The following is an 11123-nucleotide window of genomic DNA, read 5'->3' as shown; positions in this document are numbered from 1 at the left end:
GGGGGTAGCGGTACCAACCTTGGCCGCTTTTGCGCCCCAGGTGCCCGGCGGCCACCTTCTGGTGCTGCAGGTAGTGGGGCCGGTAGCGGGGCTCCCCGTAGAAAGCCTGGTAGACCGAGGTGGAAGCGGCCAGGTTGGTGTCCAGACCTATTAGGTCCATCAGCTCAAAGGGCCCCATGGGGAAGCCCAGCCCACGCATCACCCAGTCAATGGCCTCCTTGGGTACCCCTTCGGCGTGGAGCCGGATGGCTTCCCCATAGAAGGGCCGGGCCACCCGGTTGACCAGAAATCCGGGGGCGTCCTTGACCCGGACTGGCTCCTTACCCCAGGCCCGCATGAGCTCCAGGGCCCGCTCCAACTGGGCCGGGTCGGTGTTCTCTCCTCCAATTACCTCCACCAGCTTCATGCGCGGGGCGGGGTTGAAGAAGTGCAGCCCCAGCACCCGGGAGGGGTTGGGCACCTTGGCCGCGATGGCCGAGATGGAGAAGGTGGAGGTGTTGCTGGCCAGAAGCCCGTGGGGGTTGAGCCCACCTAGCCGGCCCAGGATTTCCTGTTTTAGCTCGAGCTGCTCAGGCACCGCCTCTATGACCAGGTGGGCCTGGGCGCAGTTCTCTAGGGTTTGGGTAGGCCGGATGCGCCCCAGAACCTCCTCGGTCCTGGAAAGTCGCCCTTTTTCGGCCAGCTTCTTCAGCTCCGCCTCGGTATCCGCCAGGGCTTTTTCCAAAGCTGCGGGATAGGGGTCATAGAGGAGTACCGGGTGGCCCGCCGTGGCCGCCACCTGGGCAATCCCTCGGCCCATGATGCCTGCGCCCAAAACCGCTACCGTCTCCTTCACCCCGCCTCCTCGTTGACCAAACAAACACTCGTTTGTTTTTTGGCCGTAAGTGTATCGGTTGGTTTTTCCGCTGTCAAGGTCTTAGATGACGTGCTGGGGAAGCCCCTTGAGCTCGGACTCCGTGGTGGGTACAAAGCCTCCCTCAAAGGCCTCGAGCAGCGAGCCTTCCAGGAACCAGCTCTTGGGCGTTCTGGCCCCCCAGAGGGTCTGCCGCCGGGGGTCGTTTAGGTGCCAGCGGATGGGCTCGAAGTCGGGGTCTATCGTGCTGTAGTCGGAGGTGTAGAGTTCAATGCGGTGCCCATCAGGGTCGCGGAGGTACAGGAAGAAGGCGTTGGAGACCCCGTGCCGGCCGGGTCCCCGTTCAATGGCCTCTGTCTCCATCGCGCCGGCCAAGATGTCGCAGGCCCGGATGATGCTCATGGCGTCGGGCATCCAGTAGGCCAGGTGGTGCAGCCGGGGCCCGGTGCCGTTGGTGAGGGCCAGGTCGTGCACGTTGCCTTTGCGGTGAATCCAGGCCGCCCAGATGCGCCCTTCGTCGTCCTCAGTGTACTCCGATAGGCGGAAACCGAGCCGCTCCATGTACCAGCGGGTCATGGCCTCCACCTGGGGGGTCATCACGTTGATGTGGTCTATGCGCTGGATGCCCGGGCCCCTGTGCAGGTCGTAGCGCTGCAGCAGCCAGGGGTACTTCTGGCTCTCCGCGTAGAAGGCCACTGGTACGCCAAAAGGGTCTTGTAGCCGCAGGAGCCTAGGCCGGTCCTGTTCTGACTCCCATCGGTAGGGGAGGCCTAGCTCCTGGGCCAGCTCTACCAGCCCCTCTAGCTCCGCAGCGTCCGCCACCCGGTAGGCCAGGTGCTTCACGCCCGGCTCGGGGGCCAGCTCGAGCTTCAGCGTCCACTCCCGGTCCTCGGTGCCGCGCAGGTACAAGGCGTTTTCCCGCTCGTGCAGGATGTTGAGCCCCAGGAGGTCCACGTAGAAGCGGCGGGCGCGCTCGAGGTTGGTTACATAAAGGACCGCATGGGCGATGCGAACGATCTGGGGGACCTTCATGGTTCGCCTCCTTTGAGCCTGTGGTAGCCACGGTTCCAGTAGAGCAGGGGCTTTTCCCCTTGGCTCAGCCGCACCCGCTCCACCTGGCCCACCACGATTTGGTGGGTGCCGCCAGGATAGACCGCCCAGGTGCGGCAGTAGAGGGTGGCCAGGGCCTCCTCCAGCGCCGGGACCTCCTCCTCGTTCAAGGGGGCGTACCCCTTTAGGGGCTGTCCGGCGAAGTGGGCCGAGGTGTGCTCGTGCCCTTCCTTGAGAAGGTTTACGCTAAACCGGCCGGCCTTTTCCAGAACCGGCCAGAGCAAAGCCGAGCGGTTGACGCAGACCAGGACCAGGGGGGGCTCGAGGCTCACGCTGGTGAAGCTGCTGGCGGTCATCCCCCGAACCTCCGCGCCGTGCCGGGCGGCCACCACCACCACCCCGCTGGGCCAGTGGCCCATGGCCTGGCGGAGCTGCTCGGAGAGTGTGGGCTTGGCGATCTCCATGACCTAACCGCTCGCGATGGCCTCCGGCTGGGCTTGCTTTTTCCAACCCAAGAACTCCCGGATGCGCTCCTTGTAGGGTTCCTTGTCGTAGACCGAGAAGAGGGTCTGGTACATCCGCACCGGGTCGCCGAAGAAGAAGCGCTCGTAGAGCACCTGGCGGGCGCCGAAGCCCGAGAGGGTCATGTCCCAAGCAAGCCGGAAGAGCTGCACCCGCTCGCGGGCCGGTAGGCTGGCGGACTGTAGGAACTTCTCCAGGTGCCGCCCGATGGGGGCCTCAAAGTCGGCCTCGGAGGGTAGGGTAATCAGGCCTGAAGCCCCGATCTGCTGGACGATTTCGTTGATGCGCGGGTAGAGCCTGGGGTAGAGGTTGCGGGCCCCGTCAATGGCCCCCCGGTCAGGGCAGTAAAGGCCGTAGCGGTTGGGCTTGGCGTCCCGCTCCGCCCGGGCCCAAAAGCCCTTCATGGCCTCGAGGTAGACGATGACCTCGGCGATTTTTTCCTGCACGTGGGGGAAGACATCGGCCCCGATGGCCTCGGCCATGAGCGAAACGAGCCCCAAGAAGGCCTCGGTCTTGGCGGTTTTGAGCACCACCACCTGGTGGGCCATGTGCATCAGGGCCCCGGTCTCGGCGTAGGCGGTGTTGCAGCGCTGCAGGTCTTTGAGGATGAAGATGCGCTCCCGGGGGACGAAGACATCGTCAAAGACCGTGAGGCAGTCCATCTCCTCGAGCTGGCTGGAGAGGGGGTAGTCAAAGCTCGAGTCTCCTCCCCGCAGGCCCTCGCGGCTGATAAAGTGCAGCCCCGGGGTGTTGGTGGGGATGGCGAAGGCCACCGCGTAGCGGTCAGCGCCAGGTCCCTCCTTTAGCAGGGTGCTGGGGAAGACCAAAAGCTCGTCGGCGGTGGGCAGGGTAGAGAGCATCCGGGCCCCCCGCACCACGATCCCGTCTGCGCTTTCGCTGAAAACCCCCAAGGGGATGTAGGGGTCGGCCTGCTCGAGGTTGCTCTTGGCCCGGTTGACCTGGGGGTTGGTCAGGCAGTGGGTGGTGCAGAGGTCGTTCTCACGCACGTACTGCACGTAGCGCCGCACGTTTTCGGCGTACTCCCCGAAGAACTCCGCGCTCTGCTCAAAGGCCATTAGCACCGCGTTAAGGTAGTCAGGGCTGCGCCCCATCATGCCCAGGTGGGCGTCGGCCCAGACCTTGTAGGCCGCGCCCCGCCGGGCCAGGTCTTCCTTGCTGCGGGCGGGCATCAGGCTCGTGGGGTAGCGCCGGCCCCCCGCCTCGTAGGTGAGCACCTCCCGGTAGCGGGGGTCGTGCTGGAGGTCGTAAAGCCGGGCGAGCGCGTGCGCAATGCCCTTGAAGACCGGATGGCTGGTGGGGTCCTCTACCCGCTGGCCTTTGTACCAAAGATTGGGTGGGTTCTTCCTGAGGGCTTCCAGGTACTCTTTGCCGCTGCGTGCCATGGGGGCCTCCTCTCACTTGCCAAACTTGGGGATGGGGTGCTCCACAAGGGGTACGGCGATGTGCTTGAGCTCGGTGTAGAACTCCAGGCTGTGCGCCCCGCCCTCCCGGTGGGTGCCGGAGAACTTGACCCCCCCAAAGGGGGTGGGCAGGTGGCGCACGTTGTGGGAGTTGATCCAGGTCATGCCCGCTTCCAGGGCCAGGGCCACGCGGTGGGCTCGAGCCACATCCTTGGTCCAGACGTAGGAGGCCAGGCCGTACTTGGTGTCGTTGGCCTTTTGTAGGGCGTCGGCCTCGTCCTTGAAGGGAATCACCGTCAGGATGGGGCCAAAAATCTCCTCTTGGGCGATGGTGTGGTGGTTTTCCGCCACGAAGAGCCCAGGCCGCAGGTAGTTGCCTTCACTGCCGACCCGCTCGCCGCCCAGGATGTGCTGGGACTCCCGCTTTCCAATCTCCACGTAGCGCAGGACGCGCTCCAGGTGCTCGGGGTGAATCAAAGGGCCCACCTCGGTCTCGGGCTCCAGGGGGTGCCCTACCCGGACGCGGGCCGTGCGCTCGGCTAGGCGGCTTAGGAACTCCTCAAAGATGCTCTCCTGGACCAGCGCGCGGCTGTTGGCGGTGCAGCGCTCCCCGTTGAAGCTGTATATCTGGAAGATGGTGGCGTCTAGCGCCCGCTCCAAATCGGCGTCCTCAAAGATGATGGCGGGCGATTTTCCGCCCAGCTCGAGGGAGAGCCGTTTGAGGTAGGGGGCGCTGTTTTGGGTGATGAGGCTGCCCGTGGTGGTCTCGCCGGTGAAGGCGATAAGGGGAATGGCTGGATGGCGCACCACCGCGTCGCCGGCCTCCTCTCCGAGGCCCTGGACCACGTTGAAGACCCCTGGCGGCAGGTCGGCTTCCTGGAAGATTTGGGCCAGCTTCCAAGCGGTCAGGGGGGACCACTCGGCGGGCTTCAGGACCACCGTGTTCCCAAAGGCCAGGGCCGGGGCGATGCGCCAGGTGGAGAGCATCAAAGGCGCGTTCCAGGGGGTGATGATGCCGCAGACCCCCACCGGAACCCGCACGGAGTAGTTGAGCCAGATCTGGTCCACCGGGAAGGTCTGCCCCTCCATGGCCCGCTCGGCCCACTCAGCGTAGAAGCTGAAGTTCTCCGCGGCCCGGGCCACCTGGGCGCGCACGATCCGCAGGGGTTGCCCGGCATCCAGGCACTCCAGCACGGCCAGCTCGTCGGTGTGCTTTTCTAGAAGCTCGGCGATTTTGAGAAGGTACCCCTTGCGGGCTTTAGCGCTTTTTCTCCACTCCAAAAACGCCCTTTGGGCGGCTTTCGCGGCCCTGTCCACGTCCTCAACATGGCCCTTGTAGACCCAGGCCAGGACCTGGTTGTTGGAGGGATCAAGGCTTTCAAAGCGCTCGTCCCGCGTCCCAGGGACAAAAGCGCCGTTGATGAAATGGGCGACCGTCTGGGACGCCACCTCGCTTCGCACCCGGGCGATGAACTCTGGGCTGATGGGTTGGTTTTTCTGCAGCACATTCATAGCACCAGCGAGCGCTCTCCTTCCTCCGAAACCACCGGCTCGGCCTCCTCGCTCTCCCACTCAATGGGGTTTTCCAGGGCTCCTAGTCCTTCTATCTCCATCCGCATCAGGTCCCCAGGTCTGACCTGGGAGATGCCCTTGGGGGTTCCGGTGAGGATTACGTCCCCGGCCTCCAGGGTCATGAAGCGGCTGATGAATTCCAGGATTTCCGGGATGCTAAAGAGCATGCCCCGGGTGCTGGCCTCCTGGCGCAGCTCCCCATTCACGTAGGCCCGCATGGCCAGCCCATGGGGGTCTTGCACCTCGTCGGCGGTCACGTAGAAGGGGCCCAGCGGCCCAAAGGTATCCCAGCCCTTAGCCCGGATGGGCGGGCGGAAGATGTTGGTCACGTAGTCGCGCACCACCAGGTCGTTGGCGATGGTGTAGCCCCCCACGTAGTCCATGGCCTCCTTGGCCTTGACCCGACGCATAGGGCGCCCGATGATGACCGCCAGCTCGCACTCAAAGTGCATGAACCGGGCCCCCCGGGGGTAGACCACGGTGCCCTTGTGGGGGAGCAAGCTGGTGTTGGGTTTCCAAAAGAGGGCCGGTTCGGTGGGTTTTCGGAGGCCGAATTCCTCGGCGTGCTCGGCGAAGTTGAGCGCCAGGGCCAGCACCTTGCCTGGCTGCACCGGAAGTTGCCAGACCACTTCCTCAGGGTGGTGGGCCTCCCCGGCGGGGTCAATGAGCATCCCGTCTTGCAGCCGTCCTTGCAGGAGGCGGCCTTTGGAGATAAAGCGGGCCAGCTTCATGCCACACCCTCAGACGTACTGCTTCCCAGCCGGGTCGGGGAGCACCGGCGGGTGGCTCCCTTGGGCCGGTATCAGGCCATAGGACTCGGCCATCCGCCGCAGCCGGGCCTCTACCTCGGGGGTGGTGGGGCCCAGGGGCTCCCGCCACTCCTTCTCGCACAGGCCCATCCAGGACAGCACGGTTTTGAGGGGGATGGGGTTGGTGTCCCAGAAGACCGCGTCGTTGGCCTCGAGCCCGTAGTAGTGCAGCTCGAGGGCCTCCTTGTACCGGCCCTCCAGGGTGAGCTGGCACATCTGGGCGGTTTCCTTAGGCAACCAGTTGGCCGTAGCGGCGATGGTGCCCACCGCGCCCACGCACATCATGGGAAAGGTGAGGGCCTCAAGGCCGCAATACACCTTGAAGTCCCGCCCCACCCGGCGCAAGAGCTCCGAGACGTACTCCACATCCTTGGAGGAGTGCTTGAGGCCCACGATGTTCTTGAAGTCCCGGCGCAGGCGGGCCACGGTATCCACCTTGATTTCCACCCCGGTGCGCCCCGGGATGTTGTAGAGCACGATGGGCATCTCGGGGACGCTTTGGGCCACCTGGCCGAAAAAGCGGTAAAGCCCTTCCTGGTTGGGTTTTACGTAGTAGGGGGTGATGACCAAGGCCCCCTGGGCCCCCATCCGGTGGGCGGCCTGGGTGAGCCTTAGGGTTTCGTCCAGCCGCAGGCTTCCGGTCCCGGCCAAAAGGGGGACCCGGCCCTTGATGAAGCGCAGCGCCCGCTCTATGAGGTACTCGCGCTCCTCCAGGCTCAAAGCCCCCGGCTCGCCGGTGGTGCCCCCTACGCTTAGGGCGTGGGACCCGGCCTCAATCTGCCGCTCGATGAGCCGCTCGAGGGCCGCCTCGTCTATCGCGCCGTTCTTGAAGGGGGTCACCAGAGGTACGATGCTGCCTTTGAACTCAACCATTGCGCTCCTTTGTGTGGCCTAGCTTGCTATGCGGTCGGTTTAGGTACTTAATATGTTAAGTATCTATGGGGCAGTGTTTGCAAGCCAAAGTACAATTGCCCCTCCGAGGTAGCCTATGGCCTCCCCCCTTTCCCCAGACGCCTCCCGCTTGCTGCGCGACCTGACCCACTCGCTGCCGATGGCCCTCCTGCGCACCCGTGAGGCGGTAGTGCAGCGCTTTCGGCAGGTGCTCTCCCGCTACGGGCTGACCGAGCAGCAGTGGCGCGTTTTGCGGGCCCTGGACGGCCAGAAGGGCCTGGAAGTCTCTGCTTTGGCCGAGCAGTGCCGGATTTTATTGCCCAGCATGACCGGTATCCTAAAACGCATGGAGGGGCGGGGCTTGGTGCGGCGGGAGGCCAACCGGGCCGATGGCCGGAGTACACGGGTGGCCCTTACCGAGAAGGCCCAGGCCCTGGTGGAGCGGATTAAGCCCGAGGTGGTGGCGGTCTACGCGGAGATAGAGGGGATTTTGGGTCAGGAGAAGCTCGAGCTGCTCTACGCCCTTTTGGAGGAGCTGGAGCAGGGGCTGGCACGGGGTCAGAACGGCTGAGGGCCTACCCACTGAACTCCTGCCGCAGCATCCCGTAAAGGTAGACGTCTTCCTTGATGCCCTGGTGGGTCTCGTGTTGACGCAAGATGCCCTCTAGGGTAAAGCCCAGCCCTTCCAGCAAGCTGCGCATCTCCAGGTTGGAGCCGTGGACCTCGGCGGTGATGCGCTCCAGGCCCAGCTCGGTGAAGCCGTACTCCAGCATTAGTTTTCCGGCGGCGTGGCCCACCCTTTGGCCTCGGTGGGCCTCCTCCCCGATGGCGATGCGCAGCCGGGCCCGCTTTTCCAGGAGGTTGAGGTCGCGTAGGTCAACAAACCCCACCAGCTGCTCCTCGGGGTCTTCCTCCCCGGTTAGCACAATGCCCCGGCGCACCAGGTCGGCAGGGGGGTTGTTCAGAAGCCGCACGAACCAGTCCTGTAGCTTTTCGGGGGACAGGCCCAAGGGCCAGCCGTTGGCCAGGCAAAAGGCCTCGTCTTGGCTCCAGGCTAGGATGCGGCTGAGGTCGCTCATGACCAGTGGGCGTAAAAGCACCATGCTTGGAATCCTCCCAGGTTGGACTGCTCGGTTTTGAAGCTGGGCTGGCGCCCCAGGCGTTGTAAAAGAACGGGGAAACCTACCTCTGGCCTCGCGCCAAGGAGCGAGGAATCTGGCCGGGCCGAGAAAGGGCCCTGTATGGGATTTTAGCAGGCTGCTCAGGCTGCCTTCGTCCCCAGGGTGCGCAGAATCAGGTTGGAGTAGGCCTGGGCCAGCTCCTCTAGGGTCAGCTTTCCCTCTGGCCGGTACCAGTGATATGTCCAGTTAAGCGCGGAGAGGACGAAGAGTGCAGCAAGCCGGACGTCCTCTACCTCAAACTCCCCCTGCTTGACCCCCGCCTCAATGATCTGGCGAAAGTGCCCTTCGTACTCGTCCCGGCGGGCCTTTATCTTCTCCTGCAGCTCGGGTCGCAGAAATTTCCACTCGTGAAAAAAAACCGTGGCGTTGTCCAGCTCCCGGGCAATTACCTGCAGGTGGGCCCGGACCAAGCGGGTGAGCCGCTCCTTGGCCGGAAGGTCCTCGGGGATGGCCTGGGCGACGCTTAGGAACTGATCTGCGGCCCGGTTGACCAGCTCAAAGAGCACCTCCTCCTTAGAGGCGATGTGGGCGTAGAGGCTCCCTCCCTGGAGGTTCACCGCCCGGGCCAGGTCGCGCATGGAGGTGGCGTGGAAACCCCTTCGGCTAAACAGGCGCCCGGCTGCGCTCAGGATTTCGTCTCGGCGGCTTCCTCTCTCCGCCTTTCCTTCTTCAAACGAACGGTTGTTTGCCACCTTGGCGAAGAGTATAGGGGGTGGGCTCGAGGGGGTCAATGCAGCCCCTCTGGTTTCCCCCCGTAGGCCTGCCCCGCCGGGTGTGGTGGGGGCAGGGGCTCAATGTGGGCTGGAGGCCTTAAGCCGCTCTACCACCGCGCGGTCTTCCAGGGTGCTGGTGTCCCCTTTGATTTCCTCGCCTGCGGCCACCTGGCGGAGCAGGCGGCGCATAATCTTGCCGGAGCGGGTCTTGGGCAGCGCATCGGTGATGCGAATCTCGTCGGGCCGGGCGATGGCCCCAATCATCTTGACCACGTGGGCCTTGAGCTCCTGGGCTAGCTCGGGGCTGGGGTTGTGCCCGCTTTTTAGGGTCACAAAGGCCACGATGCCCTCGCCCTTGATAGGGTCAGGCCGGCCCACCACCGCGGCTTCGGCCACGGCAGGGTGGGCGACCAGGGCGCTTTCAATCTCCATGGTGCCCAGGCGGTGGCCCGATACGTTGAGCACGTCGTCCACCCGGCCTAGGATCATGTAGTAGCCATCGGCGTCGCGCTTGGCGCCGTCTCCGGTAAAGTATCGGCCGGGGTACTGGGAGAAGTACTGCCGCTCAAAACGCTCCGGATCGCCCCAGACGGTGCGCAACATGGAGGGCCAGGGCCGCTCGATGATTAGATGGCCCCCTTCGTCGGGATTGGTAACCGCTTGACCTGAGCTGTCCACAATCTCGGGCTTGACGCCGAAGAAGGGCTTCCCGGCATGGCCGGGCTTCATGGGGTGCACCCCAGGCAGGGTGGTGATCATGATGCCACCGGTCTCGGTCTGCCACCAGGTATCCACAATGGGGCAGCGTTCCTGCCCGATGACCCGGTAGTACCACAGCCAGGCCTCGGGGTTGATGGGCTCGCCTACCGAGCCCAGCAGACGCAGGCTCTCGAGGTTGTACTTGCGCGGCCACTCCTCCCCCCACTTCATGAAGGCCCGGATGGCGGTGGGGGCAGTGTAGAGGATGTTCACCCGGTACTTCTCAATGATGCTCCAGATGCGCCCCTCGTTGGGGAAGTTGGGCGCACCTTCGTACATGAGGGTGGTGGCCCCATTTTGCAATAGGCCGTAGACCACGTAGCTGTGTCCGGTAATCCAACCCACATCGGCGGTGCAGAAATAGGTGTCGTTCTCCTGCAGGTCGAAGATGTAGCGGGTTGTAAGGTAGGTGTAGACCGAGTAGCCCCCGGTGGTGTGCAGCACGCCTTTGGGTTTGCCGGTGGAGCCGGAGGTGTAGAGGATGAAGAGGGGGTCTTCAGCGTCCATGGGCTCGGCCGGGCAAACCGCGGAGGCGTCCGCCATCAGCTCGTGGTACCAGTGGTCCCGGCCAGCCTGCATGGGAACCTCTTGCCCGGTGCGCTTGACCACCACCACGTGCTGGATGCTCTTGGTGTCGGCTAAGGCTTCGTCGCTGTTGGCCTTTAGGGGCACGACGCCGCCTCTGCGGTAGCCACCATCGGCGGTGATGAGCACCTTGGCCTGGGCGTCGTTGATGCGGTCGGCCAGCGCCGAGGCCGAGAAGCCGCCAAAGACCACCGAGTGCACTGCGCCGATGCGCACGCAGGCCAGCATGGCTATGGCCGCCTCGGGAATCATGGGTAGGTAAATGGTGACCCGGTCGCCCTTTTGCACACCCAGGCTTTTTAGCACGTTGGCAAACTTGCAGACCTCCCGGTGGAGCTGCTGGTAGGTGAGGATTCGGGAGTCCCCTGGCTCCCCCTCAAAGAGGATGGCCGCCTTGTTGCCTCGGGTTTCCAGGTGCCGGTCTAGGCAGTTGTAGGAAAGGTTGAGCTTGCCCCCGATGAACCACTTGGCGTTGGGGGGGTTCCACTCCAGCACCTTTTGCCAGGGTTGGAACCAGTGCAGCTCTCCAGCCACGCGTCCCCAGAATGCCTCGGGCTGTTCTAGGCTCTCTTTGTAGAGGGTCTCGTACTCCTGGAGCTGGTTGATGCGCGCTTTCTGCCGAAAGGCCTCAGAGGGGTAAAAGACCCGCTCCTCTTTTAGAACCGCTTCGATTTTTTCCATAGTTCTCTCCTAAGTTGGGGTAGAGAGCAAGGATGCACCCAGGGGGTCTTTTTGATTGTGAGCATAGGCGGTGTCTTAGGTGCCGT

11 protein-coding genes are annotated in these 11123 nt (G+C 64.1%); 1 reads left to right on the top strand and 10 read right to left on the bottom strand.

The genetic code is table 11. From position 1 onward, the window contains the following. The 7 genes from Mlute_RS05475 to hpaI all read right to left on the bottom strand — a co-directional run. The coding region (locus Mlute_RS05475; RefSeq protein ID WP_245958857.1) for a 3-hydroxyacyl-CoA dehydrogenase family protein at window positions 1-835 on the bottom strand (835 nt) is incomplete at its 3' end. Between the two features lie 81 nt (window positions 836-916). Beyond that, on the bottom strand, window positions 917-1885 hold the full coding sequence (gene hpaD, locus Mlute_RS05470) for a 3,4-dihydroxyphenylacetate 2,3-dioxygenase (RefSeq protein WP_119359738.1): 969 nt from the start codon (window positions 1883-1885) through the stop codon (window positions 917-919). Next, window positions 1882-2367 carry a 4-hydroxyphenylacetate 3-monooxygenase reductase subunit gene (gene hpaC / locus Mlute_RS05465; RefSeq protein WP_119359737.1) on the bottom strand — a complete coding sequence of 162 codons (486 nt, stop codon included), beginning with the start codon at window positions 2365-2367 and terminating at the stop codon, window positions 1882-1884. Before hpaC ends, hpaD begins: the two co-directional genes overlap by 4 nt. 3 nt (window positions 2368-2370) lie before the next feature. Beyond that, window positions 2371-3828, bottom strand: a complete 1458-nt coding sequence (gene hpaB, locus Mlute_RS05460; RefSeq protein WP_119359736.1) for a 4-hydroxyphenylacetate 3-monooxygenase, oxygenase component — start codon at window positions 3826-3828, stop codon at window positions 2371-2373. 12 nt (window positions 3829-3840) lie between these two features. After that, the gene (gene hpaE / locus Mlute_RS05455) at window positions 3841-5358 is read right to left on the bottom strand and encodes a 5-carboxymethyl-2-hydroxymuconate semialdehyde dehydrogenase (protein WP_119359735.1); all 1518 of its coding nucleotides are present in this window, start codon (window positions 5356-5358) and stop codon (window positions 3841-3843) included. After that, complete coding sequence (locus tag Mlute_RS05450; RefSeq protein ID WP_119359734.1) at window positions 5355-6149, bottom strand: fumarylacetoacetate hydrolase family protein; 795 nt, start codon at window positions 6147-6149, stop codon at window positions 5355-5357. The genes hpaE and Mlute_RS05450 overlap by 4 nt, the downstream gene beginning before the upstream one ends. A 9-nt stretch (window positions 6150-6158) precedes the next feature. Beyond that, a complete protein-coding gene (gene hpaI, locus Mlute_RS05445) occupies window positions 6159-7100 on the bottom strand; it encodes a 2,4-dihydroxyhept-2-ene-1,7-dioic acid aldolase (protein ID WP_119359733.1) in 942 nt (313 codons plus the stop codon). A gap of 115 nt (window positions 7101-7215) precedes the next feature. Between hpaI and hpaR the strand changes: the two genes are divergently transcribed. Next, the gene (gene hpaR, locus Mlute_RS05440; protein ID WP_245958856.1) at window positions 7216-7689 is read left to right on the top strand and encodes a homoprotocatechuate degradation operon regulator HpaR; all 474 of its coding nucleotides are present in this window, start codon (window positions 7216-7218) and stop codon (window positions 7687-7689) included. 4 nt (window positions 7690-7693) lie between these two features. On the opposite strand, the gene Mlute_RS05435 is transcribed toward hpaR, so the two are convergent. From Mlute_RS05435 to acs, 3 genes are all read right to left on the bottom strand, one after another. Next, window positions 7694-8221 (bottom strand): GNAT family N-acetyltransferase, encoded by a 528-nt coding sequence (locus tag Mlute_RS05435; protein ID WP_119359732.1) that lies wholly within the window; start codon window positions 8219-8221, stop codon window positions 7694-7696. 158 nt (window positions 8222-8379) lie between these two features. Further along, the gene (locus Mlute_RS05430; RefSeq protein ID WP_119359731.1) at window positions 8380-8991 is read right to left on the bottom strand and encodes a TetR/AcrR family transcriptional regulator; all 612 of its coding nucleotides are present in this window, start codon (window positions 8989-8991) and stop codon (window positions 8380-8382) included. Between the two features lie 99 nt (window positions 8992-9090). Next, a complete protein-coding gene (gene acs / locus Mlute_RS05425) occupies window positions 9091-11037 on the bottom strand; it encodes an acetate--CoA ligase (protein WP_119359730.1) in 1947 nt (648 codons plus the stop codon). Between the last annotated feature and the right edge of the window lie 86 nt (window positions 11038-11123).

It is taken from the genome of Meiothermus luteus, from assembly GCF_003574085.1.
GTDB lineage: Bacteria > Deinococcota > Deinococci > Deinococcales > Thermaceae > Meiothermus > Meiothermus luteus.
The sequence above is the reverse complement of the archived record's forward strand: the minus strand, read 5'-3'. Positions and strand labels throughout refer to the sequence as shown.

Excerpts from the sequence above, each read along its gene's own strand:
- hpaI (WP_119359733.1), bottom strand. The coding sequence starts at position 7,100 with ATGGTTGAGTTCAAAGGCAGCATCGTACCTCTGGTGACCCCCTTCAAG.
- hpaB (WP_119359736.1), bottom strand. The coding sequence starts at position 3,828 with ATGGCACGCAGCGGCAAAGAGTACCTGGAAGCCCTCAGGAAGAACCCA.
- Mlute_RS05435 (WP_119359732.1), bottom strand. The coding sequence starts at position 8,221 with ATGGTGCTTTTACGCCCACTGGTCATGAGCGACCTCAGCCGCATCCTA.
- hpaC (WP_119359737.1), bottom strand. The coding sequence starts at position 2,367 with ATGGAGATCGCCAAGCCCACACTCTCCGAGCAGCTCCGCCAGGCCATG.
- hpaE (WP_119359735.1), bottom strand. The coding sequence starts at position 5,358 with ATGAATGTGCTGCAGAAAAACCAACCCATCAGCCCAGAGTTCATCGCC.
- hpaD (WP_119359738.1), bottom strand. The coding sequence starts at position 1,885 with ATGAAGGTCCCCCAGATCGTTCGCATCGCCCATGCGGTCCTTTATGTA.
- Mlute_RS05450 (WP_119359734.1), bottom strand. The coding sequence starts at position 6,149 with ATGAAGCTGGCCCGCTTTATCTCCAAAGGCCGCCTCCTGCAAGGACGG.
- hpaR (WP_245958856.1), top strand. The coding sequence starts at position 7,216 with ATGGCCTCCCCCCTTTCCCCAGACGCCTCCCGCTTGCTGCGCGACCTG.
- acs (WP_119359730.1), bottom strand. The coding sequence starts at position 11,037 with ATGGAAAAAATCGAAGCGGTTCTAAAAGAGGAGCGGGTCTTTTACCCC.